This window comes from Collinsella tanakaei (genome assembly GCF_016900375.1).
In the GTDB taxonomy this organism is placed as follows: Bacteria; Actinomycetota; Coriobacteriia; order Coriobacteriales; family Coriobacteriaceae; genus Collinsella.
In genome coordinates this window covers 45,746-71,709 of sequence record NZ_JACJKB010000006.1, presented here as the reverse complement: position 1 = coordinate 71,709, position 25,964 = coordinate 45,746, and the positions used below count along the sequence as shown (strand labels likewise).

Sequence of the window (25,964 nt, the reverse complement as noted above, 5' to 3'; positions counted from 1 at the left end):
TTTAGACTCGCTTGGAAAGCGTGCCGGAACCCATGTATACGAGTTGGGTACGGTTTTTGGGTCTCCCGTTCTCACATGCGCCATACCCCGAAACAAAAGCGCAGGTCGTTCCTGCGGAAATGTCAGCGGGTGTTCGCCGTGTGGGAACAGGGCACCCAAAAAACGTACCCAACTCACATCCGGGCACCTGTCTGTCCGCCAGGAAGCCCATTTGTATGCATATCGATTGACGTTACCTGCGATAACGACACCGCTCTATACATCGCCTCAGAACTCCCCGAGTGCAACACGCTGTCGCGAGCACGCAAAGTGCCCAATCAGCCCTTGCGCTTCTGGATGCCCTGCTTGACGGCGGCGATATCGCCCCGGGTGATCTTCATGCGGCGAGCGCGCGAGGCGAGCATCTGGCGCGGAGCCTCGATGTTGATCCCGAGCAGCAGGTTCGCCATCCACAAGAAGAAAAGCAGCACGAGCACGGGGATGACGCACGACGTCACGAGCATGACCGCTACGCCCTCGATGAGACGGTTGACCTGGTTGAGCAGCTCGCCGCTGATATTGCTCGCCGCGTCTGCGATGGTCTCCGGAATGCTCAAGATGAAGTCGAGCGGGTTGTCGGCGGATTCGGCTTCCTCCTCGGTGGCCTCCTCCTGCGCAGCCTCGGTGGAATAGGAGACCTCGTAGGTGCTATCGATCATATTCGTCACGAACACACCGGCGGGCACCGTGGCGACCAGCACCGTACCGAGAACGATCAGCTTGCGGGCAAGACGCGCGAAGGTTCCGCTTGCCATCGACCGGTCGTACAGCACGATCGCGAGAATGAACAGCAGCAACGCAAGCGGCACGATGATGGTAAAGACCGTGAACCCGAAGATGGTCAGCAGGTATTTCTCGAGGTAGATGACGGCCAAGATGAGCATCAGGTTCGAACTCAGGTCCATGAGCTTGTCGGCGATCGGCGTGCCAACGTCGTCGGGCACCGCCGTGATGGCGACCGATGCCGTCGTGGACGCTGCGACCATGGCAAGCACGTTGTTCTTCTTCTCGTCGAGCGTGGCGATGGTCGCGCCGTACGTCTCGGGGTTCGAGAACACCTCGCGCAGCGGCCACGCGGATACGATGCCGAGCACAACCAGCAGGCCGATCACGAAGAAACGGAATCGCATGATGGCGCCCATGGGACCCGACGGATACCCAGGCTCGGGTTCGGATTCGGGCGCCAAGGCGTTCGCACGCGTCATGATGACGGCATCCTCGGGAATCTCGATGATCTGGATGTCATCTGCTTCGATATTCGACATGGTGCTCCTCCCGTATGCGGTCTTCCCCCATCTTACCTGAGCGGCAAGGCGGCAAGCGGGAAATGGCGGGCGCCGACCGGAACCGTAATAACCCGACCGGCGCCCCTTCCGCTAGCCCTGCAGAATCGCCTGCAGATCTGCCTCCGGCGTGGTGATAGGTGCGATGTCGTAGCGCTCGACCAGGCAATCCAGGATACTCGGCGAGATGAACGCCGGCAGCGTCGGCCCCAGCCGGATACCGCGGACACCCAGATGCAGCAACGTGAGCAGGATGCAGACCGCCTTCTGCTCGTACCACGACAACACAAAGGAGAGCGGCAGCTCGTTGACGCTGCAGTCGAATGCGTCTGCCAGGGCGAGCGCGACCTGCACTGCGCTAAACGCGTCGTTGCACTGTCCCATATCCATCAAGCGCGGCAGCCCTGCCACCGTACCGAGATCGAGGTCGTTAAAGCGGAACTTACCGCAGGCGAGCGTAAGCACCAGGCTGTCGGGCGGCGTCTGCTTGACGAACTCGGTGTAGTAGTTGCGCCCGGGGCGTGCGCCGTCGCAGCCGCCCACGAGGAAGATGCGGCTGACCTGCCCGGAACGCACCGCCTCGACGAGACGGTCCGCCACCGACATGACCGCACCGTGCGCAAAGCCGGTGGTCACGCTGGAGCCGCCGTTGATGCCGGTGCGCGGCATGTTCTGCGGGTAGCCGCCGAGCTCGAGCGCCTGCTCGATAAGGGGCGAGAAATCGTGCTCGCCATCGATGTGCACAAGGCCCGGGTACGACACCACCTCGGTCGTGTACACGCGGTCCGCGTAGCTTGCACGCGGCGGCATCAGGCAGTTGGTCGTGAACAGCACCGGTGCGGGTATGCCGGCAAACTCCTTCTGCTGGTTTTGCCATGCGGTGCCGAAATGCCCCTTGAGGTGCGAATACTTCTTGAGCTTCGGATAGCCGTGCGCAGGGAGCATCTCGCCGTGGGTGTAGATGTTGATCCCCAAGCCGCTCGTCTGCTCCAGCAGCTGCTGCAGATCGTAGAGGTCATGGCCGGACACAACGATGAACGGCCCGTGCTCCACGGTAAGCGAGACCTCCGTGGGAACCGGAGTGCCGAAGGTCTCGGTATTCGCCTCGTCGAGCATCTCCATGACAGCGTAGTTCTTCTCGCCGAGCTCGAGCGCAATCGCAAGCAGCTCGCCCGCGCCAAGCCCCGACCCCACGGCACGCAGCGCGCGGATAAAGAAACGGTTCACGTCGTCCTTGGCGTATCCCAGCACGAACGCATGGTAGGCATAAGCCGCCATGCCGCGCAGGCCGAACAGGATGAGCGACTTCAGCGAGCGGATGTCCTCCGGGGCCTCCCACACCGCGCTCATATCGTAGTCGCCAACGACCCGAAAACCTTTGCCCCCGCTCTCGGACATTGCCCTTGCCTGCTGCGCATGCACGCGTTCGAGCAACTCGAAAATGGAGTCGGCATCGAAGTTGACGTTCGTGACGGTGGCGAAGAGCGCCTCGACCACAAGCCGCCAGACCTCATCGGATACATCGGCGTCGTCAACCAGATAGGCCAGCTCGACCAACGCGCCCGTCAGCTCATCTTGCAGCAGCGCCACGTCCGCCGTCTTTCCGCACACGCCCGCGCGGCCCATGCACCCAGCGCATCCAGATGTCTGCTCGCATTGGAAGCAGAACATCATGCGATCCCTCTCGATCATCAGAGCCTCCTTGCTCTCAGGGGACCCATCGATGCCGAGCCCCTCCCTTGTGTAGGTATAGGGCGGCGCATAAGATAAGTATGTTGGTATAACAACGAAATGAGGCCTTCGATGGATTACACGCGGCTGTCACATATCGCGCTGTTCGACGGCATCGACGCCCGCGAGATCGAGCAGCTGCTCACCTGCCTCGGCGCGCACGAGCGTGCGTTTTCCAAGGGCGAGACGATTCTGCGAACGGGCGATACAGCGCGCTACCTGGGCATCGTTATCGAAGGAAGCGTCAATATCGCCGTGAACTACTACTGGGGAGCGCACGACATCTTCGTGCATGTCGAGCCTGGCCAGATGTTCGGCGAGGCCTATGCCGTCACGCGAAGCAAGCTGCTCGTTGATGCCGTGGCGGCGGAGCCCTCGACCGTCCTTCTTATGGATGCCGACCGCCTGCTCAACGTATGCGAGCGCTCGTGCCGCAGCCACCACCGGATCATCCAGAACCTCGTGCGCATCGGCGCGCAGAAGAACATCGCGATATCGCGTCGCATCATGCATACCGCTCCGAAGACCATCCGCGAGCGCGTGCTTTCCTACCTGGCGGAGCAGGCGATGGAGCACGAAAGCCGCAGCTTTACCATCCCCTTCTCGCGCGAGCAGATGGCGAGCTACCTGAGCGTGGATCGCAGCGCGCTTTCCAACGAACTTTCCAAGATGCAGCGCGATGGACTGATTCGCTTCAAGAAGAACAGGTTCGAGCTGCTGGGACGGTAAGCGGCTGACTGCGGCACAGACGCTCGGATGCGAAAACGCAAAAGGCCGGGATCCGTGCTTCGGACCCCGGCCTCGGTAGCGCGATAGGACACGCAGCCATCCGCTCGCAAACCCCTAGCTCACAGCATCTTCGATCACGATCTCCGGGACCTCTTCTGGCACCAAACCGTTCTTGAGGTTATCCGCAAATACATCGGCAAGCCGCAGCCCCATCGGGCGGAACGTCACGAGCGTCAACGCACCGGATACAGCGCCTCCAATAACGGGCACCGCCTTGGTGATGGTCTTCTCGACAGTCTTCTTCGTGATGTTCTGCCCCACGAGGGCGCCAACCCTCTTCAGCACCGGATACCACACCGTTTTGGTAAGAGCCTTCGCCGCAACCTGCTTTCCGAGGTTCGCACCGACCTTGGCCGAGGTCCGCGCGATAAGCTGAGCCGCACCCGCGACTCCAAGCATTGCGCCAAGATATGCGATCGCACGGATCTTCGATTCCTCGGACATCGTGGTCGTGCCATCGGCAAAGAGACTATCCTCTCCAAAGAGGTACGCAAGCTGCTGAGCAAGATTGAAGGCGAAACAGAAATACTGAACGACATCGGCACCGCCGGCGGCGATCATCGTGACCGGATTTGAGGGCAAACCGGATGCAAACGACAACGCCGCCGTCTTCGTCGTACTTTGATTGATAATGCGATTGGCGATTCCGCGCAGCTCATCTGGTGAAAATACAGCCTGAGGACCCTGGGCGATAATAAGTTCGAGCTGCGGCGATGTACCGAACTGTTTTGCTAGGAACTCCCGGCGGTCGACGCGAATCACGGGAAGCTTAGATATGGTTGCAACCATATCCATAGCCACGGAATACAAGTCGCCGTTATCGCCCGCCGTCCAATCGGTTCCGACGGTTGCAGACTCTGCCGTTCGATTTACGTCTATCTTGGTGCCGCATTTTGGACAAAACACCATACCTTCGGAAATCTGCTCATTGCAGCTTGGACAACTTGCCATGCTGACCCCTCCTGTGCGCATCGGCCTTCTACTGTTCAACAGCTACCTGCGTCTCTTCCGCGGGAGTCTCGCGCCACTCAAACTCGACCTTGTAGTCCTCACCGAGGGCCACGAAGAACAAAGCCGTCAACCGCTCCTCCGCTTCGGCGCGCGCATCGTTCAGAAGGCCGTCCTCGACCGCTTCACTTTCACTGCGCTCGACGCACAGGCGCTGGAATTCATCAACATCCTCAACTTGAATGGGGTTCAGAAAGTTGTTGTTCTCCTCCAACACGCCGGACTCTTCCATATCCGGCTCGTTGGAGATGATGTATGCAGGATCGAGCTCGATCGTGATGGCCGTTCCATCCTGGACAATGTCCGCCGTCTCGAGATTCACACCTGCTTTGATGGTTCCGCAGTAGCGATACCAGAAGCTGTTCCCCGTGAACGGGATGTCGAACAGGTTGAAAAACGTGTTCGCGTCCGTGGCTTTATCGGTGATGCTGTAGCCCTGCGACACCGAGACGAGCTCGTTTTGCGACTTGATGCGCCCGAACACGATCGAGGCGTTCTCGAACGCCGGCTTCTCATCGGGCGGATTGTAGTTGGACACGAACAATGTCCCCACGATGCCGACCACAAGGCCGATAAAGGCGGCGGCAACGCCCACTTTGATGAGCCTTACCTTCCCTTTCGGAATTCTGATAACCATAGCGACCTTCCCGTTAAGCCTCCGTTGAAGTGCTCTCTATAGAGAGCACTTCGCTATCTTACCGCACGTATGCTTGCTGCATGGATAACGTGCGTGAAAAACGAGCCCTCGGCTCCCATATCCAAGCCGCACGATCTGAGCGCGGCATATCCCAGCGTCAGCTAGCGCTGATGACAGGGACGAGCCGCTCCTACCTCTGGAAGATCGAGATAGGAGCGGCTGATGTCGGTATCGATGTGCTCATCCGCATCGCGCGGGCGCTCGATATGCCTGTCCGGGAGCTCATTGACTTCTAAAGCAGCGGCCCGAGAAGACCATGAGCCACAAGGCGCCGCAGCGCTTCTTAAGCGCTATTGTCCGACGCTGGCAAGCTTGCCGGCGATACGTGCCGTGACCTCTGCGTAATAGGCGTAATCGGCACTGGAAAGACCGTCTTGATCAATCGAGTTCATCGCGCTCATGGTGTCGGCATACTGCGTCATCATGTCGGCAGACTTGGCAATGAGATCCGTTGACGTGGGATCGGCCTGATATGCGTTCATGAACTCGACGTACTCGTCAAAGAACGCCTCATAGGAATCCATGGTCGCCTTGAAATCCGGAGAGACCGATGCGGATGCATCTCCGGAATCGGCAGACCCATCCGCAGGGGCGGCAGCGTCTCCTTCCACCTGCTCGCCCGCTTCTCCAGACTGGGCGTTATCGACGATCTCGACGGGCGCAAACAGCGCCTGGACATCGAAATCGTTGTTATAGAACGCGCTGCGAACGTCCGTGTAGTCCGAGTAGATATCGGAACGTCCGTCAGAGATCGCATCGTAAACGTCGCTGCGCGCATCTGACAGAGCTTCGTATGCATCGCTGTGCACATCGAACCATTCGTCATACGGCGTCGTATCGTATGCATCCTGTAGCACGCCGTCGTAGAAGGTGTCGTACGAATTGTCGAAAGCATCCTCGTAAATCGCGTCGTAGTAATCTTCATATGCATCTTCGTAGATCGCGTCGTAGAAGTCCTCGGTCGCACGCTCCACATCGCGGTCGTCGGTCACGTCGACGTTATCGACGACAGCCTGATAGTATTCGCGCCCATACTCGACAGCACGAGCACCAAGCTGCTCCGTCTCATCCACCGCGAGGTCATACCACGCTTGCACCTTATCGATGTTCTGCAGATACCCTTCGTAGGTATCGCCAACCTCGCCGAACATCTTCTGCTGCTCGTCGAGCAGCTTCTGGGCAGTATCTGAAAAATCGGCTTGGGCTTTCGATATAACGCTTTCGAGCGGATTCGCGGCAGTCTGGCTCTCGGTTCCAGCCGCCCGCGTCTCCGACGCGCCGTTTGTCTGCGGAGCCTTTCCCCCGCAGGCCGCAAGAGACAGCGCGATTCCTGCAGACACCAGAATTGCCAAGGTCCTTTTCATATCCAACTCCTTTTGATTCGTTCTGGGTTCAAACCGTCCATAGCGGCACCCTTTAGGCACCGACCGTCGCCTGGGTCGCTTTTCCCTTTCGCTGCATCACGACCACCAAAACCGCGATGACTACAATCACCACGGTTGCTCCGAGGTATATGGTCGGAGCAATTCCCCAGTCATATGTCGCGTTGGGAAGGGCTCCCCGGTCTTCAAAATCCCAAACGAGGAGGCGCGATAGTGCACAAGCGAGCAGCGCGAACACACTTGTGGCGATCGACTTTCCTGCCGCGGCACACACGAGCGAAACTGCCGAGATACCCAGCAAGGCGTACATGAGATACATGTACAGGGTCCAGGTGCTTTCCATCGATCCGTATATTTGAGCGAACTCCAAAAGCGAAAGGTCAGCAGCCTGGGCGGCCGTGATGCCGGTATCCTCGTAGACAACGATCTCCGGTGCCTGCGCGGCGGCCTCTCGATACGCATCATTCGCCGAGGCCCATGGTAGGAAAAACGCCGCCACAAGCCCTATCGCCGCCACCGCGAGCGCGATTCTCGCGGCGATAAACTTGCCATCGCGTCCGCCACCCAAACGACCTTTTTTCTCATCCATCTTTCAACCTTCCTATCTACCTTGTCCCGCACCCGCCGCGCATACTCGAAACGCCTGCGCGAGAAAGGCGTAAGAGCCGTTTCCGAACAGCAGCTCGACGGGCACACCGCTCTCGACGTCGCCAAGAACGTGCGCAAGCGCCCGCATGATCAGCTCGGCATGCGCGCGAGCCTCGGCGGGCGTGCCCAAAGCGCACCTCCGCGCGAGCTTTCGAGACACCCTGCGCACGAAACCGCACGCCGCGGGGCCAGTCGGCACCATGCCGCGATGCAACAGACTGGCGATACCTGCCCTCGCCTCTCCAATGCACAGCCGCGTGCTGGTCGCATCGTCCGCCTCGTCAACACGATCTGCGCCATCGCGCAACTCGCTCATCATGCCGCGCGCCACGTCGAGCAGCAGCGCGTGCACGGAATCGACCTCCTCGCGCGTGGCGCCGAGCCTCCGTCCGGCATCCTCAACAGCCCGATCGACACTTTGCACGAGCACCGCCTCCATCACGGCATACAGGCGATCTGCTGGCTTTGACGACACCGCATCCTCGAGACATTCCAACGCCGAGAGCTGGTCAGCAAGTTCCGCGCGGCGCGCATGGAGCTCGTCGGCCTTCCCCTGAAGCGTGCGAACAAGTGAGTCGTCGTTCTCGAGGATGGCGAACACCGTCGGCTCCACCTCGCGCAACGTGAAGCCTGCACGTTTGAGCTGGCCGACAAGGTAGAACATCAGCAGGTCGCCCTCGTCGAACCGCGAGTATCCCGGCTTTGACACGGCAGGCTCCCAAAAGCCCAGTCCGCCGCCTTTCGTGTTGTGATAGCAAAGGTCTTGGATCATGTGCCGGCTCAAGCCGGTCAGCCGCTCAACTTGCGAACGTTCCCACATCGTCGCCTCCTCCCCACCACATGCTGTACCGTCCGGTTGAAGGACGGCAAGGACCATGCGCCGGGATTCGGCCCCATCGGTTGTGCTTTGGCTGTACGCACTCGACGCCCGTTGGGTTCGACCGTTCTGTTTGAGCTTGCTCATAGGCAGCCCCTTCCTGGATCGACTCGGCCCAAGATCCACTCGGGCCCTTCCGGAAGAGCGCTTGTAATATTCGCGAATCAAAACGCGCGGCTCCTCAGCTGGCAACTGAGGAACCGCGCGTCAACACGTGCTAGCTCGTAAAAGATGGTCGCTTACCAGGGGATTGCATGCGCTTCGATGCTGGCGTACTCCGGAACTTCGAGCGGCGTGGTCTCGAACGGCACGGTCTCGCCTTCGGCAGGCAGCTGACAAAAATCTGTGGTGCCGCCCACGATGGCGCCCGTCTCATCGCGAAGGACGATGGTCATCGCCGCGCTGCTGGCGATCTCTGCGTCGGAGCCCAGGTGCTCAGCGGTTAGCTCACCGATAAACGACGTGCCGAACAAGCTCGAAGAGGCATTCAGCCCCGTGATGGAAAACGCGCTCGGCGCATCCGCCTGCTCATGCGCGAAGCTGCCCATAACAAGCGCTGTCGAGAACTCGAGCTCAGACGGCAGCGTCCCGTTTCCCCTGATGCCGAACTTGTAGACGGTCTGACCGGGAGCGATCGCCATGACGCCGTCCTCTATCGTCGTCACGACCGCGCCCGCTGCGTCCCTGCCCGTAATGCGAACCATCGGGTAATCGACCGCGACGCTATCGCTTGTGTTCGTAAGCGCGAATAGGTACTCGAAGTAGCCGTTATCCCTGGGGCTCCACCACGATTCGCTGACCACCAGTGCCTCGCGCGCCTCCTGGGCGGCCGCAGAATCGTTGCCAGAGGAAGCATCGTCCATGTCCAGCGCCTCGAGCACGCCCGTTGAAGCCGAGCTGCCATCCGCCTCGTCTTCTATCGCATCGTCGGCGAATGTCGCATCTTGCCCGTGATTCGCATCGGCTTTACGTCCAAGCAGCCCGGACGCCACCAGCGCGACACCCACGACGCAGAGAATGGCGATTCCAGCAATCGCGAGCACAAAGGGCTTAGCAGCAGGAGCTTTACGGGTGCGCTCCCCTTTCTTAGCCACATCCGGCGCGGCATCCCCTGCGTGCTCTCCGCGCAATGCATCGGCAAGCGCATCGGCGTCGGCGTAACGGCAGCTCGGCTCAAAGGAGGTCGCGCGCTCGATGGCGACGCGCAAAGGGGACGGCACGATGGCCTCATCTGTAAGCAACGAGGCATAGCGTTCGTCATCGGGGTGCACGCCCGTGACCATCGCGCCAAGCACGCAACCGATTCCGTAGACATCGCTGCGCGCATCGGCAGCGGCAAAGCACTGCTCGGGAGATGCATAGCCCCTCGTGCCCATCCGGGAACCCTGAGGCGGCACGGGATCGGACATCATGCGCGCGATGCCCATGTCGATCAGATGCGCGCCATCTGCTGCAAGCACGATGTTCGACGGCGCGATGTCGCAGTGGATGATGCCGTGGGCATGCAGGCTCCCCGCGGCCTCGCACAGATCGAGGGCGATGCTCACGGCTTCCAGCTCAGCTAGACGCCCCCGCTGTTCCAGCCGCGTCGCCAACGTCTCGCCGGGCACGCAGGAACAGACGACCACGAATTTGTCCGGCAGCTCATAGCTGGCAACAACTTGGGGCAGCCTGAGGCATCCGCACGAGGCGAGAAGCGCCCACACCGAACGGTTCGCCTGGTCGAGCGGCATCTTCTTGCGGATAAACGGACCGGAGCCATCGAGCGTTACGAGCTCGGTGATAAAGCCACGACGCTTAGAGAGTACACGTTCGACCTGGTAGGCATCATCGATGCTCATACCATGCACGACCTGGTCGTCATTCATTTCCGTGCACCTCCCCACGCACGATCCGGCACCCTCTGCAATCCTACCGGAATGACAGCCGAAACGAGGGCTTGAATGGCGCCCGCAACACGGCAAATCCGACGAGCATGCGCCTGCCGTGCGAGAGCGCGGCCGCCCGGCCCCTTACGATTCCGGATCGACCAAGGTCTCCTCCCCGAGCCTCCAGAGCTCCTCATCGCATGCGGTAAGGTCGTCCCCCTGGTTGATGCACCAGATGATGATGGCGTCGCGCCGGTTTTTGGGCCAAAGCTCTGCCACGCCCACCAGACGCAGCAGGCGCTGGGTCTCCCTCAGGCTGCAGTGCAAACCAAAAGCCAGCATGATCGCGTTGTTGCGCCCCGGCTTGCTTTTGCCGTTGAAAATGTCGTACACGAAGGTGCTGTTCAGCGCCGATCCGCGGATCACGTCGGCCTTTTTCAGGCCGCGTTCCCGCCGAAGCTGCTCGAGATAGTCCACCAGCTCCTGATCGACCAGATAGTCGCAGTCGAGATACTCCTCCGGGCTATCCGCCGTCAGCAGACGCTCGAGCAGGTCTTCTGTCAGCCGTTCAACTGTCATAGACGCCTCAATCGCAAAGTCGGTCGTATCGCGGGTATACTCAATCGTAAATGAAAGGAGGAACCGTGTTCTATACCTATGTCGAACTAGAGGATGGCACTCAGCTCGCGTATTCAGATGTTTTGGACGATGGAACCGTAGAGCTGTCTATTGAAAGGCCCATCGAACTTGGATTCGACTCGGCACGCTGTCTTCTCCCCTCATTTGAATGGTCGGATGTCGAAGGATTCAGCGCCGACGATATGGCATATCTCGATTCCTTCGTTCACAACAACGCGCCCCTGATTCTGCGCCTCGCTCGGGAGGCGTCAAAATCATATGCCTAGGCTGTATCTGTTCCAGGGCTTTGCCATCTATTTTTGGACGGGTGAGAACGGGGAGCCCGTGCACGTTCACGTATCGAAGGGAAAGCCATCGGCAGGCGCCACGAAGATATGGCTTACTCGGAACGGAGGCTGCAAGCTTGCAAGCAACGGCAGCAGACTCACTAAACACGATCTGGCAAACGTTATGGACTTCGTGATGATGAACCATGAAGAGATATGCGACCGCTGGAAAGCTTATTTCCATGGCGATATGACGTTCTATCTGTAGAATCACGCTCGCGGGTATTCAAGGGAAAGGAGGAACCGTACTCCTCCGATCCCCCATATATCTTCGATGCTCACGCTACTAGTCACTTTCGATAAAGAAGTCTTGAGCAACTGCGTGCTATCTTTTTCGATAACCGTCTCGAAAAGAAGGACTGCCATGCAGAGCATTCGCACGATATCCGGTTTGCAAAACAAGTTCACAGAGATTTCCCACGACGTCCATGACGGCAGCGAGTCAGCCATTTCTGTTCGAGACGGCTCTGCAGATACGACATCCATGGGTATGAAGACATTCCGCTCGCTCGAGTTTGACAGCGAAGTCTACCGCAAGCTGAAAGAGGCGGAACGACAGGCCGTCGAAACCGACACGCGCTACACGCCAGAAGAAGCCCTCGCTTCTGTGAGGCAGATTATCGCGACAGCTTGAAACGCCCCGAAACGCGACCGGCCCGAAGGCGAACCTTCGGGCCGGTCGAATTCCTAGCGAAGCTTCTCTCCGAAAAAGCCTACAGCCGTGCTACAACGGCATCGCCCATGGCGGCGGTGCCCAGGATGTCCTCCGCAGGCGTCGACGCGTCGGCGATGTCGCGCGTGCGCAAGCCGTCATCGAGCACGGCGGTCACGGCGGCGCGGATGGCGTCGGCTGCCTCGCCCATGTCGAAGCTGTAGCGCAGCATCATCTCGACGGACAGGATCTGCGCGAGCGGGTTGGCAATGCCCTGGCCGGCGATGTCGGGCGCGGAACCGTGGCTCGGCTCGTAGAGCGCCACGCCGTCGCCCAGGCTCGCGGATGCGAGCATGCCGAGCGATCCGGTGATCTGGGCGGCCTCGTCGGACAGGATGTCGCCGAACATGTTCTCGGTCACTACGACGTCGAAGTCGGCGGGACGGTTGATGAGCTGCATGGCGGCGTTGTCCACGAGCACGTCCTCGAGCGCCACGTCGGGATACTCGGCCTCGCCGATGCGGTGGACGATCTCGCGCCACATGCGGCTCGTCTCGAGCACGTTGGCCTTGTCCACGCTCGCCACCTTGCCGCGGCGCTTACGGGCGGCCTCAAACGCCTGGCGGGCGATGCGCTCGATCTCGTACTCGCGGTACTCGAGCGTATCGTAGGCGCGCTGGCCGGGCTTGCCGCCCGTGCCCGCACCCTCCTCGTCGTAGAAGCGCTCGCGACGGCCGAAGTACAGGCCACCGGTGAGCTCGCGCACGATCATCATATCCACGCCGTCGATGACCTCGGGCTTGAGCGTCGAGGCGCCGGCGAGCGCCGAGAAGATCTGCACGGGGCGCAGATTGGTGTAGAGACCGAGCTCCTTACGGATCTTGAGCAGGCCCTGCTCCGGGCGCGGCGCGGCGGGGTCGGTCGTATCCCACTTGGGACCGCCGACCGCGGCGAGCAGCACGGCGTCGGACACCTTGGCAGCATCGAGGGTCGCGTCGGGTAGCGCGGTGCCGGTCGCATCGATGGCCGAGCCGCCGATAAGCGCATCCTCGCAGGCAAACAACACGCCGAACTTCCTGCCCACGGCCTCGAGCACCTTCTTGCCCTCGGCCATGATCTCGGGGCCGATGCCGTCGCCGGGCAGGCAGCAAATCTTATAGGTCTTCATGACGTTGCAACTCCAATTGATCGAGCTGGGTCCAGATGCAAACGGGTTATCGAGAGGCATGGCCGCGCCTTACTTCCCGGCCGCCAGCTTGGCGCGGGTGCGCTCGACCAGACCGCCCGCCTCGATGATCTCGGCGATGAAGGGCGGGAACGGCTCGGCGGTGAACGTCGCGCCCGTGTCCAGGTTGGTGATGGTACCCGTCTCGGTGTCGACAGCGACCTTCGCGCCGTCGGCGATGGCATCCACGGCCTCGGGGCACTCGAGGATCGCGAGGCCCACGTTGATGGCGTTGCGGTAGAAGATGCGCGCGAAGCTCTTGGCGATGACGCACGACACGCCCGCCGCCTTGATGGCCACCGGCGCGTGCTCGCGCGAGGAGCCGCAGCCGAAGTTCTCCTCGGCCACGACGATGTCGCCGGGCTTCACGCGCGTGGCGAACGTGGGGTCGAGATCCTCCATGGCATGCGCGGCGAGATGCGCGTGGTCGGAGCTGTTGAGGTAGCGGGCCGGAATGATGACGTCGGTGTCGACATCGCGCCCATAACGGAAAACGGTGCCTTCGAAGTGCATGGTTGAGTCTCCTTACTGGATGTCGGACGGGGCGGCGATGTGGCCGGCGACGGCGCTGGCGGCGGCAACAGCGGGGCTCGCCAGATAGACCTCGGAGGTTGGATCGCCCATGCGGCCGACGAAGTTGCGGTTGGTGGTGGACACGCAGCGCTCGCCCGCGGCGAGAATGCCCATGTATCCGCCCAGGCAGGGGCCGCAGGTCGGCGTGGAGAACACGCAACCGGCGTCGATGAACACGTCGGCCAGGCCCTCGGCCATGCACTGCTTGAAGACAGCCTGCGTGGCGGGGATGACGATGCAGCGGACGTTGGGGTTGACCGTACGGCCGCGCAGCACCTCGGCGGCGGCGCGCATGTCCTCGATGCGGCCGTTCGTGCAGCTGCCGATGACCGCCTGGTCGATGGTGATGTGCGTGGACTCGCTCACCGGATGCGTGTTGGACGGCAGATGCGGCCAGGACACGCAGGGCTTGATGTCGGCGGCGTCGATGTGGATGACCTGGGCGTACTCAGCATCCGGATCGGCATGGTACTCGACGTACTCGCGCTGGCAGCGGCCCTCGAGCCATGCGCGTGCGACGTCGTCGACCTCCATGATGCCCGCCTTGCCGCCGGCCTCGATGGCCATGTTGGAGATGGTCATGCGGCCTTCCATCGACATGTTGCGAATGGTGGAGCCGGTGAACTCCATGGCCTGGTACAGGGCGCCGTCGACGCCGATGAGGCCGATGATATGCAGGATGACGTCCTTGGCGGAGGCGCCGTCGACGAGGTCGCCCTCGATCTCGAACTTGATGGTGGGCGGCACCTTGAACCACGCGCGGCCGGTGGCAAGGCCCACGCCGGCGTCGGTGGAGCCCACGCCGGTCGAGAATGCGCCCAGAGCACCGTAGGTGCAGGTGTGCGAGTCGGCGCCGATGATGAGGTCGCCCGGCACGACGGTGCCGGTCTCGGGCAGCAGCGCGTGCTCGATGCCCGCGCAGCCCTGCTCCCAGTAATGCGTCACCTTCTGCTCGTGGGCGAAGTCGCGCATCTTCTTGGTCTGCTCGGCGCTCTTGATGTCCTTGTTGGGCGCGTAGTGGTCGGGCACGAGGCACACGCGGTCGCGGTCAAAGACCTCGGTGGCGCCCAGCTCATGGAACACGTCGATGGCGATCGGCGCGGTGATGTCGTTTGCCAGCACGATGTCCAGATCGCACTCGACGAGCTGGCCGGGGCGAACCTCTTCGAGGCCGGCATGCGCTGCAAGGATCTTCTCGGCCACGGTCATGGGTCTTGGCATGGGTAGTTCTCCTTCGATTGCTCGGGTATGTCGGGTTGCGACAAGTTCGGACCCGGCCCCAATCTGTCGGCCGGGTCCGAACGGTTCTTGCTACTTGGCGGCCGCCTCGCGCTGGTCGGAGATCAGGCGGTTCAGCGCGTTGATGTAGGCCTTCGTGGACGACACGATGATGTCGTTATCGCTGCCGCGGCCGATGTAGACCTCGCCGTTGCCGGCGGTCACGCGCACCGTGACCTCGCCCAGCGCGTCGATACCGCGGGTGATGGACTTGATCGAGAACTCGGAGAGATCGTTCTCGACGTTCACGATCTGGTCGACGGCCTTGTAGACGGCGTCCACCGGGCCGGTACCGTAGGCGGCGACGGTGTGCTCCTCGCCAGTCTCGTCCACGAGGGTGAGCGTGGCCGTCGGGGTGAGCGGGAAGCCGCAGGACACCTGGACCGCACCGAGGGTCCAGATGGCGGAGGTGACGCGCTCGCGCTCGTGCACGATGGACTCGAGGTCCTCGTCGTACACTTCCTTCTTCTTGTCGGCGACCTCGAGGAAGGTCTGGTAGATACCCTCGAACTCCTCGTCGGTAAACGTGTAGCCGAGCTCGGACATGCGGTGGCGCAGCGCGGCGTGGCCGGAGCGGGCGGACAGGATGATCTGCGAGCCGGCGGCGCCGACGTCGGCGGGGTCGATGATCTCGTAGGTATCACGCGCCTTCAGCACGCCGTCCTGGTGGATGCCCGAAGAGTGCGCGAAGGCGTTGGCACCGACGATGGCCTTGTTGGGCTGGACCATGATGCCGGTGATGGAGCTCACGAGCTTGCTCGCGTGGGTGAGCTCCTGCGTGACGATGTCGGTGTGGGCATCGAGCTCGCGGCCGTGCATCTTGATGGCCATGACGACCTCTTCGAGCGAGGTGTTGCCCGCGCGCTCACCCAGGCCGTTGATAGTGCACTCGATCTGCGTGGCGCCGTTGCGGACGCTCTCGAGCGCCAGAGCGGTGGCCATGCCGAGGTCGTTGTGCGTATGGACGGAGATGGTCACGTCCTCGATGCCATCGACGCGCTCGCGCAGGTCGCGGATGCGCGCGCCGAACTCCCACGGCATGTTGTAGCCGGTGGTGTCGGGGATGTTCACGACCGTGGCGCCCGCCTTGACGGCAGCCTCGATGATGCGAACGAGGAAGTCCTGATCGGCGCGGCCGGCGTCCTCTGCGTAGAACTCGACGTCGTCCACGAAGTTGCGGGCGAACTTGACCGCATGGATGGCGCGCTCGATGGCCTCGTCCTCGGTCAGGCGCAGCTTGTCGCGCAGGTGCGAGGGCGACACGCCCAGGCCGGTGTGGATACGCGGGCGCTTGGCGGTCTTCAGGGCCTCAGCCGCGACCTCGATGTCCTTGTCGACGGCGCGCGTCAGGCCGCAGACCGTGCACTTGTCGCCAGCGAGGCGGCCGATCTCGGCCACGCTCTTGAAGTCGCCCGGGCTCGAGATGGGGAAACCGGCCTCGATGACGTCGACATTCATGCGGATGAGCTGGCGCGCGATGATGAGCTTTTCCTCGGTGTTCATGCTCGCGCCGGGCGACTGCTCGCCGTCACGCAGCGTGGTATCGAAGATGGCGATCTTTCTGGTCATATGCGGTTCCTCCTGGTAATCGTGCCGGTCGACGGATTTCACTCGGGCCCGCAGGAGGTGGCGGCTCGCATCGCTGAAAAACGGAAAAGCACCCCGTCGCGCGTCACGCCCTGCAAGGCAGCGGTCAGATGCGCGGTGGGGTGCTTCAGACGAGTCGTGGCGTTACGCCATCAAGGTAAACGAAGGACCCTAGCGCGCATTGGCAGCTAGTAGGAGCGCTAGGTTTAGGGACAGCTCAGCGGCAGGCGCGAAGGCGCGCGCAACCATGCTGTGCTCCCTGATATCCATGCGTTCCGTCCTTTCGTATGCGAGCGGTCCGTCAGAACCGCCACTGCAATGTAATGCAGTGTAGCAAACTAAAGTGCCCCGTGGGTCGAGAATCTCATGCAAGTTTGGGGACAGGTCCCAAACTTTCACGGTTGCCCTTGGCACCTTTGGGGACGTAGCTGGAAGAGGCCATGGGACAATAGAAGCAGCCGAACGATTTGAGGAGGCCCGCCATGATCGACCTGCGCAGCGACACACTGAGCCAGCCTACGCCTGAGATGCTCGAGACCATCCTGACCGCCCAGCTGGGCGACGACGACCGCACGCACGAACTCGGCCGCGGAGAGGATCCCACGGTCAACGAGCTCGAGGACCTTGCGGCGCGCATCACCGGCAAGCAGGCGGCCGTGCTCTTCCCCTCGGGCACCATGGCCAACAGCGCAGCCGTGCTCGCGCAGGCGGCGCCGGGATCGACGCTGCTCGTCGACGAGCTGCAGCACTTCATGAAAAGCGAGCCGTATCTGTTCGACTCTGCATATGGACGCATGGCCGCACGTACCTATCGCCACGATGAAGCCGGCCTGCCGCTGCTCGAGGACATCGAGCGCGAGCTTGCCGAGCAACCCATCGACCTCGTATGCGTCGAGAACACCCTGAACTTCGCCGGTGGCGCCCCCATTCCCGCCGAGCGCCTCGCCGCCGTGTACAAGCTTGCGCAGGCGGCAGGCGTGCGCGTCCACATGGACGGTGCTCGAATCTTCAACGCCGCCATCGCTCTCGGTGCCGACGTCGCCGAGCTCTGCCGCCATGCCGACACCGTCATGTTCTGCTTGTCCAAGGGGCTCTCCGCGCCGGTCGGCTCGCTTGTCTGCGGCGACCAGGAGACCATCCTCAAGGTGCGCCGCGCACGCAAGGCTCTCGGCGGAGCCATGCGGCAGGCGGGTATCATCGCCGCCCCGGGCATCTACGCCCTCGAGCACATGGTCGACCGCCTTGCCGAGGACCACGAGAGCGCCCGCATCTGCGCCGAGGGCATCGCGGGCCTCGAGCACACCCCCATCGTGGGAACGGTTTCCACCAACATCGTGGTCATCGACCCGAAGCCGCTCGGGGTCGACGCCATCCGCTACTGCGAGCTTGCGGCCGAGCGCGGCCTTGCCATCAAGCCGGTCATGGGCACCCTCGTACGCCTCGTCTTCTACCGCGGCATCACCCGCGATGACGCCCGTGCAGCCGCCCGCATCATCCGCTCCCTCGATGAAAGTTTGGGGACAGGCCCCGAACTTTCATGAAAAGGGGCCGCCCTGGAGCAGCCCCCTTGCAGTAATCCGTAGCGCTATCGTTCGCTAGTTAGTTGCGCTCGGCGCGCTCCATCAGGGCGTCGGAGAAGCGCTCCGTCGCCACGTAGTTGCGCACCTGGTTCCACGAGTCCTCGGACTCGAGCAGCGAGTCGTTCACCTGCGTGATGGCGTTCGACGTGGCGCGGCCCAGCAGCTCCTCGACGACCGTGCGCTCGAAGACGTACACGTCGTACTCGAGGTCGTGATCGTCGTCCTCGTTCACCGTGAGCTGGATGCTCTGGAGCGACGGGCACACCGCCATGAGCGCAACCACGTCATAGGCGAGCGCGTTGTCGATGGCGTCGCCGTCGACGTTGCGGTCGATGCCCAGGTACTCGGCCTTGAGCTGCGTGAGCCCACTGTCGATCTCAACGTTGTTGGCGTAGCGGCCGAGCGGCATGGTTTCCATCATCGGAAGCATGGAGGCCTGGCCGTAAAAATCGCTCCCCACGTACGAACGCAGCGACTCGGCGGTGCTGGCCTGGATCTCGTCCATCACGGCCATCGTGGCCTCGTACTCGAGCTGATCCTCGGGGTCGGAGAACTGGGGCGTCGCGCCCTGGTTATCCGTGGTCGACTGGCCGGTCCCGCCGTTGTTCGACGCGCCCGTGCTGGAACCGGAACCCGTATTCGAGCTGTCGGCGTTGTTCTGCTTCTGGCTCTGCTGCTCACGCCATTGCTGCTCGGCCTGAGCCTCGGCGACATCCTCCTGGTGATCCTGCATGGGATCGAGGATGAACTCGTTCACGCCATAGCCGATTGCGAGCAGACCGAGGATGACAGCCGCCGCGATGATGATCGTCTTGATCCACTTGGGCTGCTCCTTGGGAGCGGCAACCGCAGGCTGGCCGGCCGCGGACAGGTTCTCGGGCGCCACCGGCGTGCCGGGAGCCTGGGCGGTCGCGTTCGCGGCGGCCTCCGTTGCGGAGACGGGCATCTTCACGGTCTCAGCCGCCGGCGGGATCACCGTGGTGGGCGCGGAGGACAGCGCATCGTCGGCTGCGCTCGCGGCGTCATCGGCCATCATGTCGTCGACATCGGTGATGCTCGCCTTGGTGCGTGCCAGGGCGTCTGCCTCGGAGAGCCCCTGGGCCACGTAGTCCTCGTAGCGGGCCATCAGGTTGCCGTAGATTTCTTCCTTAAGCTCGATGGTCTCGGGCGTGAGCACCTTGCCTTCGAACAGATGCTCGACGTACATACGCAGCTCGTTCATTATGCTCCCCCTTCCTGCTTGAGCAGGCGGTCGATGATGTGACGGACGTTGACCCAGCGCTCGGTTGCCTCGGTGAGCTCCCGGGCCCCTTCCTCGGTCATATGGTAGTACTTGCGGCGGGCCCCCTGGGTTTCGTTGCCCCAGTAGCTCTTGACGAAGCCCTGCCCCTCGAGGCGCTTCAGGCTCGTGTAGAGCGAGGGCTCCTTCATCTCGTACTCGCCTTGGCTCGTGGCGGCGATTTCCTTGAGGATCTCGTAGCCGTAGCTATCGCCGCCCGACAGCGTGCACAGGATGATGGCATCGATATTGCCCCGGATGAGGTCGCTTACCGCATCTCTCGTGGACATTGCGTCACCTCCTGGTACGTTGGCTTCTTGTCTTTCACCGTTAATGTAACACAGATTACTATGTGTACAATAGTACTCTTGAGTGCGAGGATAGACGGTAGAGATAGGAAGGTAAACGGTGGGGTAATGGTGGAGGGGCGTGGTGGAGGCGGATATGGCATAGGCACACTCCTCTGTTGCGTCGACGAGCGACCTGGCATGTGTTCACCAACGGGCCACGGTTCGGTTTGAATCCGTTCTTCCCTAGCCGGGTTGAGCAATTGCCTGAACGCACGCGACATGCAAAAGCGCCGGACTCCGGGTGGAAACTCGGAATCCGGCGCTTTTTGCGCGTGCTGCGCTGTAGCTGTCGATTGGACCGCGCCCCGCTGGTCGGTACGGAGCGCGGCCGCCCTCCCGTCCATAGCCCCGATGGTCGGGGTCGGGGCCAAACCGGGCCTCCCAAGAGATACCCAGCTGGACGGAAGGCTATAAGCTCACCCGGGGCATAACCTCGGGATGGCTTCGGAATGGGTGGTCGTTATTCGCGACGGCGCCTGGCAGCGACGCCCGCGCCGATCACGCCCGTGCCAGCAAGTGCACTGAGTGCCGCGGCGATGGTGAGCGCGTCACCGGTCTGGGGGATCGTCGCCTCGGGGTTGCTCGGCTTGGTGGGCTCGCTGGGTTCCGGCGTGCTCGGCTCGCTGGGCTCCGGGGTGTCCGGGGTATCCGGCTCGTCGGGCTCTTCCGGAGTGTCGGGCTCGTCCGGTTCCGGCGTATCGGGCTCGTCAGGGTTATCCGGCTCGTCCGGGGTGTCGGGCTCGTCAGGGATGTCCGGATCGTCCGGCTCATCGGGATCGGTCACCGGGGGATTCGGGATGTCGGGACCTTCGCCGCCCGAATCACCTACCCACATCAGCTCAATGGGACCGAACTGCCCGCTCGGGATGGTGAACGTGATGCCGCCGTCCGACTTGACCACGTCCAGCTCGAACGCGCTCGAGGCGCTCACGGCGGCGTCGACGTCATCGTCGGTTCCGCCCACCGTGTAGTCGCGCGTGAGGCCGGTGAACCTGACGCCGGAGATCGTCTTGTCGGCAGTCATGTCGCCGCGGTAGGGGATGAAGACGGTCGTGTCCGAGCCGTCGGCGGTGGCGACCCAGAGGTTGCCGTCGCTCTTGTCGACGAGGTCGAGGTACTTGAAGTCCTTCCCGTAGCCGCCGGAGGCGAACTCGCCGCCCACCGCCGCGCGCGCCTTCTCGTCGAGCGCGCCCATGCGGTCGGCACCGCCGAGCACGTTCGGGATCAGGTCGTCGTACAGGAGGGAGACCTGGGAGGGGTCGGCGACCGGGAGCCCGTCGATGCCGTTCTTCTCGAACCCGGTCCTCTCCGCCACGTGGGCGTGGGCGCCGCCCTCGGCGCACACAGCGCGCGCCGCGGCGGCGTGCCCGCCGCCGGCGACCACGGGCTTGAGGACTTCCGCGGAGAGCTCCTCCGCCTCCTTCCCGTTCACGACGTCGCGGACGGAAACGGTCACGGCCCTGTCTTCCTCGTCGACGACCTCCGTGTCGCCGCCGAGGTCGAGGATGTACCAAGAGCCATCGGAATCCTGCGCGACCACCTCTGGATCGCCCTCGAGGGGCCAGGCGTGCAGCTCGTAGACGCCCTTCTGGGCAGCGGAGATCTGCTCGGTCTCGGAGCCCGCGGCGAAGTAGCCCCACTGGAAGGCGGCGGCATCCGGATCCTGCTTCACGCCGTCCACGTACAGCGTCCAGCCCTCGGCCTCGAAGCGCCACACGGGCTCGGGCAGGGCGTCGTACGGGTTGGCGGACGACCCTGCGCCGCCCTCGTAGGCCACGAGGGATACGGCCTTCGGGGTCAGCGGGGTAGCGATGCGCTCCCATTGGGCGTAGAGGACATCATCGCCGTCGGTGAGGGCGTAGTTGGCGCCTTCATCGTAGCCGGTGCCTTCACCATCGGGCTGCGTGTTCCAGCCCGTGAACCTGAAGCCAGGGCGGGTGAAGCCGTTCTCGGCGACCTTTACCGTCCCGCCCTCATAGCCGACGGTGGGGCCCGTGGCGCCCGTCGCGGCGTCGGCGTTCTTGTCGTAGGTGAGCCGGTCCTGGCCCATCTCGTTGCGGGTCCAGGTGCCCTCGAGCTCGACGTCGGCTGCCGGCATGGTGAAGGTGCCGTCCTCCGAGATGCTGACGTCATCTGACGACCATCCCGAGAACGTGTACGACCCGTTCACGTTGCCGTCCTGGTCGTGCGTGTAGTAGACGGTCGAGCTCGTGTAATTCGTGTCGACGGTGACGACATCGTTGCGATGGTATCCGCCCGTCGCCTCGGGCAGCGCAGGCGTCACGACGCTGCCGTCAGCGTCGTAAAGGATGTCTTCGCCGAAAGGCTGCTCGCCCTAGGAGTAGGAGACCGTGAAAGCGCCCTCGGTCCACTCCCACGTCCCCTTGAACTTGACGTATCGGGCCGGATCGTCTGACGACGTCCCGGGCTTCAGCGTCTCTTCGGACACGACCTTGGAGTCCGCATCATACTGCACGAACGTCCACACGCCCATCGGGGAGTCCTCGTCGCTGTTCTTCGGCCCCGGTACGGACGTCTGGGTGGGCTGAATCGCCGTCACCGTGTCTCCCATGGCGTACGCGTTTCCGTCTGTCGGCAGAAGGTCGGTCACCGCGTCCGGAAGGCTCGCCCCTCGCGTGCCGCAGACGAACTCGTAGAGGACGTGATACTCCTCAACCTCGAGAACCTCGCCCTGGGCGATGCGCCAGGCGTGAGAGTACTTCGCGCCGTTCGCCGTGAGCGCCGCATCCTGCTGAGTGTACTCGACATAGAGGCCAGCGGCCACTCCCGGGGCGCTGTCGAGATCGAGCAGCTCGGCGTCGCTCTCGGCCTTAGCGGTCTCGTTGGTGTCCATGGACCGCACGTAGACCTCGCCTTCCTTGGGCGATGCCTCGGTTGTTGTCGAATACACGCGCGATGCGCCGCTGCTGGACCAATTGTAGGTGCTTGCCGTCGTAGTCTGGAGCTGGCCTCCACTCACACCGTCGTCGATAGCAGCCCGGCCGTCAACGTTGAGGGAGCTCGAGACTCCGGCCGACTCGGTGGTGGGCATGGTGAGCGTGCCCTTATCTGAGATGGTGAGGTCTCCGAGAATGGCAGCCTCTCCGGCCATCGCGAGCGTACCAGACTGGATGTCGATGCTCCCGCAAAGCTCGTCCTCGTCATCCAATGCGCCGAAGACTGGCCGCGTTGAGCCACCCCTCGTGTAGTACATGAGCGTGGCTGGTGCGGAGTTGTCCACGATGATGTCCGCGCCGCTCTCTCCCGTTGCCTCGGCATAAACCTCGTTGTTTCTCGCGTTAGCGCCCACAATCTGATAGAGGTAGACCGCGGAATCGTTCTCGAAGTAGATGCGCTGTCCACGGTAGACGCGGCTGAGGCTATACGCGTAAATCGAAGGCACGTTCGTGAACTGGCCACCCCTCACGTGGAGCTCGATGCCCTTGTCGCCGCGCACGTAGGCGAGTTCCTCGTGCCCGCTCGCCCAGCCGGTCGGGTCGGCCTCGCTCGGATTGCAGACGTAGACCTGTCCGACCTTCCCGCCGTTCACGTTCACGACGACGTTGCCGTAGACCTGCGGCGTGCCGTACTTTGCGCCCCGCCCGTCATACAGGTACTGCTCGAACCATGCGATGCTCCCGACGCTGCCGCCGTTGAGCGTAATGGTGACGGCGTCCTTGGGGTAGTAATTGCCTTCGTCGGGATCGTCGCCGCGGCCGACCTCGTGCGCGCCCTCGGAGGAATACCACGCCTCCCCGAGGCCCCAGACGGTATCCTCGACCTCGCCGCCGTTGACCGTAATGCCGACGGCGCCCTCGACGATGTCGTTGCGCCCCATGCCCTGAAGGTCCTGGAGCTTGGCGCCGTCGTTGACGGTCAGGCCCACGTCCCCCTGAATGACCGAGTACGTGGAGCCGCCGCTGTTGTTGACCGACGTCTCGAGCACGAGCGTCCTTGCGGCGTCGCCTTCTCGCCCCATCGTGACGCTCACGTTTCCGGCTACGGTCCCGGAGAACAGGTAATCATACCTCGCGTACTTATCATTCAGATTCTGGATGTCTTCGGGGGCGCTCCTATCCGAGCTCCCGCTTGACACGTAGCTGCCGCCCGACGCAAGCCCGGCGCACCGTCCGCTCTCGAGGTTGATCGTGACGTCGCCGCCCACCGTGCCGGCGTATCGTCCGGGGTAGTTTGCATTGTCGGGGGCGTCATCGGTCACGCTGCCGCCGCCCGTGATGTTCCCGACGTGGTGGTTTGGATCCGAGGCGTCCCCACGCAGCGTGATGGTGACGTCGCCGACGACGGGGGCGTCCTTGCCGCCGCCGTAGACCAATGGGACGCGCGAGTGCGCGCCCAGCTCGATGACGACATCGCCCTCGACCCTTCCGTCTGAGGAGCTGTTGCCGGAGCCGCTGTAGCAGCCGCCGCCGTAGACCTTCCAGTTCTGGGAGGCCCCTCCGGCGATGAGGTCACCGTTGATGATGAGGTGCGTGGAGTCGACGGACTCTCCGCTCGAGCCGCCGTACAGGCTCGCGATCGGCTGGCTAAAGTTCTCGGTGAACTCGACCGTGTGCCCGTTCGCGTAGAAGCTCGAGACGGTGCCCTGGTCCCGATCCTGGTGCTGGCCGACGGCGAGCCACACGTTGTCGAAGGTGACGTCCCCGATCGCGCCCTGCAGATAGTAGCTGCTGGCGCCGAGGGCGTAGGGCCCGCCCTCGGCGCTCCTATAGGTCACGTGATAGCCCTCTATGCCGAACTCGACGGGCGCTCGCTGATAACTCGACGATGTGAGCTCCAGGTCTTCGGTGAGCACCAGCGTCACGTCGGAGCCCGCATCGACGCTCCCCCTGATCTGCTCCACGACGCTTTCGTACGTGCCGCTCGAGACCTCGTACTCGTCCCCCTCCGCCAGCGCCGCCCTCGGCGCGAGCCCGGCGCCGAGCGCCGCGACTAGAACGACGGCGACCGCGAGAAAGCGCCTCAGGGAATGGGCGCCCAGCATCGTGGTCGCCATGCGCCGAGAAACCGCATGGCACGGTCTTGTTTGGTTGTCGAGAGTGCTGAATCGAATTCCGTCGGTTACGCTGCCGTCGGTCGCGCCGGTCGGTTGTGCTGCAGGGGCAGGCAGGTGACGCAACAAACGCGCAGCGACGGCAGCAGTCCCTTCGGCCGCCCGTCTCATGCTGGGCATCTGTATGAGGTCCCTTCCAACATTTCCGTGCAGTCCGACCATCCACTGCATGACTGTTATCCGTCGAAAGAATACACCCCTCCCCCCCCCCAACTCGAATCAAGGCATTTTCTAACCCCTCGCCTGCACTCCACTGCCGTTCAAAGCAAAAGCCCGGCCCCGCAAGCGCGGAACCGGGCTTTACAGCAAGCTATGTCGCGTTTGGCTACTCAGCCATGAAGTCACGCTGGACGGCGGGGTCAACCTTGACGCCCGGGCCCATGGTGGAGGACATGGAGATACTCTTCACGTACTTGCCCTTCGCGGAAGAAGGCTTAACGCGCAGGATCTCGGTGTACAGAGCGGCGTAGTTCTCCACGAGCTTCTCGTCGTCGAAGGAGACCTTGCCCACCGGCACGTGGCAGATGCCGTAGCGGTCAGCGCGGTACTCAACACGGCCGGCCTTGAGCTCGCCGACCATCTTAGCGACGTCCATGGTCACGGTGCCGAGCTTGGGGTTCGGCATGAGGCCACGGGGGCCGAGGATCTTACCGATGCGGCCAACCTTGGCCATCATGTTCGGGGTGGCGATAGCGGCGTCGAAGTTGATCTCGCCCTTCTGGATGTCGGCGATCAGCTCGTCGGAACCGACGATGTCGGCGCCAGCCTCGCGAGCCTCATCAGCCTTGGCGCCATCGGCGAAGACGGCGACACGCACGGACTTGCCGGTGCCATGGGGCAGAGAGATGGAGCCACGGATGTTCTGGTCGGCCTTACGGGTGTCGATGCCCAGACGGAAGTGAGCCTCAACGGTCTCGTCGAACTTGGCCGGGGCGATCTCCTTCACGAGCTTGACAGCCGCGAGCGGGGTGTAGAGCTCGGAGCGATCGACCTTCTCCGCGGCAGCGCGGAACGTCTTACCATGCTTAGCCATGATACATACCTCCTGTGGTGAACGGGCCTATGCCCTCCCACATCCGATT

General features: G+C 62.8%; 24 protein-coding genes. 6 read left to right on the top strand and 18 right to left on the bottom strand.

Annotation, left to right across the window (positions count from 1 at the left end; all coding sequences use genetic code 11):
• Window positions 1–317: 317 nt before the first annotated feature.
• Together H6A16_RS05385 and hcp are read right to left on the bottom strand one after the other, a co-directional pair.
• Window positions 318–1,304, bottom strand: a complete 987-nt coding sequence (locus H6A16_RS05385) for a hypothetical protein (RefSeq protein ID WP_204616824.1) — start codon at window positions 1,302–1,304, stop codon at window positions 318–320.
• 111 nt (window positions 1,305–1,415) lie between these two features.
• On the bottom strand, window positions 1,416–3,014 hold the full coding sequence (gene hcp / locus H6A16_RS05380; RefSeq protein ID WP_204616822.1) for a hydroxylamine reductase: 1,599 nt from the start codon (window positions 3,012–3,014) through the stop codon (window positions 1,416–1,418).
• Between the two features lie 111 nt (window positions 3,015–3,125).
• Between hcp and H6A16_RS05375 the strand changes: the two genes are divergently transcribed.
• Window positions 3,126–3,782: a Crp/Fnr family transcriptional regulator gene (locus tag H6A16_RS05375; RefSeq protein WP_204616820.1), complete on the top strand. Its 657-nt coding sequence runs from the start codon at window positions 3,126–3,128 to the stop codon at window positions 3,780–3,782.
• A gap of 114 nt (window positions 3,783–3,896) precedes the next feature.
• Here H6A16_RS05375 and H6A16_RS05370 read toward each other — a convergent pair whose 3' ends face one another.
• Both H6A16_RS05370 and H6A16_RS05365 read right to left on the bottom strand, forming a co-directional pair.
• Window positions 3,897–4,793, bottom strand: coding sequence for a zinc ribbon domain-containing protein (locus H6A16_RS05370; RefSeq protein WP_204616818.1), 897 nt, complete (start codon window positions 4,791–4,793; stop codon window positions 3,897–3,899).
• Between the two features lie 28 nt (window positions 4,794–4,821).
• Entirely contained in the window at window positions 4,822–5,487 is a 666-nt protein-coding gene (locus H6A16_RS05365; RefSeq protein ID WP_204616815.1) for a DUF4230 domain-containing protein, read from the bottom strand.
• Window positions 5,488–5,567: 80 nt separating this feature from the next.
• Here H6A16_RS05365 and H6A16_RS05360 point away from each other — a divergent pair, with 80 nt between their 5' ends.
• Window positions 5,568–5,783, top strand: a complete 216-nt coding sequence (locus H6A16_RS05360; protein WP_204616813.1) for a helix-turn-helix domain-containing protein — start codon at window positions 5,568–5,570, stop codon at window positions 5,781–5,783.
• Window positions 5,784–5,837: 54 nt separating this feature from the next.
• Here the strand turns inward: H6A16_RS05360 and H6A16_RS05355 are convergent, their stop codons facing one another.
• From H6A16_RS05355 to H6A16_RS05335, 5 genes are all read right to left on the bottom strand, one after another.
• The gene (locus H6A16_RS05355; protein ID WP_204616811.1) at window positions 5,838–6,911 is read right to left on the bottom strand and encodes a DUF6591 domain-containing protein; all 1,074 of its coding nucleotides are present in this window, start codon (window positions 6,909–6,911) and stop codon (window positions 5,838–5,840) included.
• Between the two features lie 52 nt (window positions 6,912–6,963).
• On the bottom strand, window positions 6,964–7,518 hold the full coding sequence (locus H6A16_RS05350) for a hypothetical protein (protein WP_204616809.1): 555 nt from the start codon (window positions 7,516–7,518) through the stop codon (window positions 6,964–6,966).
• A gap of 12 nt (window positions 7,519–7,530) precedes the next feature.
• Window positions 7,531–8,541, bottom strand: coding sequence for a hypothetical protein (locus H6A16_RS05345; RefSeq protein WP_204616807.1), 1,011 nt, complete (start codon window positions 8,539–8,541; stop codon window positions 7,531–7,533).
• Between the two features lie 152 nt (window positions 8,542–8,693).
• Complete coding sequence (locus H6A16_RS05340; RefSeq protein ID WP_204616805.1) at window positions 8,694–10,322, bottom strand: serine/threonine protein kinase; 1,629 nt, start codon at window positions 10,320–10,322, stop codon at window positions 8,694–8,696.
• Window positions 10,323–10,466: 144 nt separating this feature from the next.
• On the bottom strand, window positions 10,467–10,901 hold the full coding sequence (locus H6A16_RS05335) for a helix-turn-helix domain-containing protein (protein WP_239458223.1): 435 nt from the start codon (window positions 10,899–10,901) through the stop codon (window positions 10,467–10,469).
• Window positions 10,902–10,966: 65 nt separating this feature from the next.
• Here H6A16_RS05335 and H6A16_RS05330 point away from each other — a divergent pair, with 65 nt between their 5' ends.
• From H6A16_RS05330 to H6A16_RS05320, 3 genes are all read left to right on the top strand, one after another.
• A complete protein-coding gene (locus tag H6A16_RS05330; RefSeq protein WP_204616803.1) occupies window positions 10,967–11,227 on the top strand; it encodes a hypothetical protein in 261 nt (86 codons plus the stop codon).
• Window positions 11,220–11,495, top strand: coding sequence for a DUF4160 domain-containing protein (locus H6A16_RS05325; RefSeq protein ID WP_204616801.1), 276 nt, complete (start codon window positions 11,220–11,222; stop codon window positions 11,493–11,495). The genes H6A16_RS05330 and H6A16_RS05325 overlap by 8 nt, the downstream gene beginning before the upstream one ends.
• A gap of 156 nt (window positions 11,496–11,651) precedes the next feature.
• Window positions 11,652–11,921 carry a type II toxin-antitoxin system Phd/YefM family antitoxin gene (locus H6A16_RS05320; RefSeq protein ID WP_204616799.1) on the top strand — a complete coding sequence of 90 codons (270 nt, stop codon included), beginning with the start codon at window positions 11,652–11,654 and terminating at the stop codon, window positions 11,919–11,921.
• A gap of 79 nt (window positions 11,922–12,000) precedes the next feature.
• Here H6A16_RS05320 and leuB read toward each other — a convergent pair whose 3' ends face one another.
• From leuB to H6A16_RS05300, 4 genes are all read right to left on the bottom strand, one after another.
• Entirely contained in the window at window positions 12,001–13,107 is a 1,107-nt protein-coding gene (gene leuB / locus H6A16_RS05315) for a 3-isopropylmalate dehydrogenase (RefSeq protein ID WP_204616797.1), read from the bottom strand.
• A gap of 69 nt (window positions 13,108–13,176) precedes the next feature.
• Window positions 13,177–13,677 carry a 3-isopropylmalate dehydratase small subunit gene (locus H6A16_RS05310; RefSeq protein WP_204616794.1) on the bottom strand — a complete coding sequence of 167 codons (501 nt, stop codon included), beginning with the start codon at window positions 13,675–13,677 and terminating at the stop codon, window positions 13,177–13,179.
• Between the two features lie 12 nt (window positions 13,678–13,689).
• A complete protein-coding gene (gene leuC, locus H6A16_RS05305; RefSeq protein WP_239458222.1) occupies window positions 13,690–14,958 on the bottom strand; it encodes a 3-isopropylmalate dehydratase large subunit in 1,269 nt (422 codons plus the stop codon).
• Between the two features lie 90 nt (window positions 14,959–15,048).
• Complete coding sequence (locus H6A16_RS05300; protein WP_204616792.1) at window positions 15,049–16,584, bottom strand: 2-isopropylmalate synthase; 1,536 nt, start codon at window positions 16,582–16,584, stop codon at window positions 15,049–15,051.
• A gap of 500 nt (window positions 16,585–17,084) precedes the next feature.
• Here H6A16_RS05300 and H6A16_RS05295 point away from each other — a divergent pair, with 500 nt between their 5' ends.
• Entirely contained in the window at window positions 17,085–18,143 is a 1,059-nt protein-coding gene (locus H6A16_RS05295) for a threonine aldolase family protein (RefSeq protein WP_204616790.1), read from the top strand.
• Between the two features lie 58 nt (window positions 18,144–18,201).
• Here H6A16_RS05295 and H6A16_RS05290 read toward each other — a convergent pair whose 3' ends face one another.
• The 5 genes from H6A16_RS05290 to rplA all read right to left on the bottom strand — a co-directional run bounded on the left by H6A16_RS05290 (window position 18,202) and on the right by rplA (window position 25,915).
• On the bottom strand, window positions 18,202–19,404 hold the full coding sequence (locus tag H6A16_RS05290; RefSeq protein WP_204616788.1) for a hypothetical protein: 1,203 nt from the start codon (window positions 19,402–19,404) through the stop codon (window positions 18,202–18,204).
• Window positions 19,404–19,751, bottom strand: a complete 348-nt coding sequence (locus H6A16_RS05285) for a PadR family transcriptional regulator (RefSeq protein ID WP_204616786.1) — start codon at window positions 19,749–19,751, stop codon at window positions 19,404–19,406. The genes H6A16_RS05290 and H6A16_RS05285 overlap by 1 nt, the downstream gene beginning before the upstream one ends.
• Window positions 19,752–20,271: 520 nt before the next feature.
• Window positions 20,272–22,095, bottom strand: a complete 1,824-nt coding sequence (locus tag H6A16_RS05280) for an InlB B-repeat-containing protein (RefSeq protein WP_204616784.1) — start codon at window positions 22,093–22,095, stop codon at window positions 20,272–20,274.
• A 51-nt stretch (window positions 22,096–22,146) separates the two neighbouring features.
• Window positions 22,147–24,825 (bottom strand): SHIRT domain-containing protein, encoded by a 2,679-nt coding sequence (locus tag H6A16_RS05275; protein ID WP_204616782.1) that lies wholly within the window; start codon window positions 24,823–24,825, stop codon window positions 22,147–22,149.
• Window positions 24,826–25,207: 382 nt separating this feature from the next.
• Window positions 25,208–25,915, bottom strand: a complete 708-nt coding sequence (gene rplA / locus H6A16_RS05270) for a 50S ribosomal protein L1 (protein WP_204616779.1) — start codon at window positions 25,913–25,915, stop codon at window positions 25,208–25,210.
• Window positions 25,916–25,964: the final 49 nt, after the last annotated feature.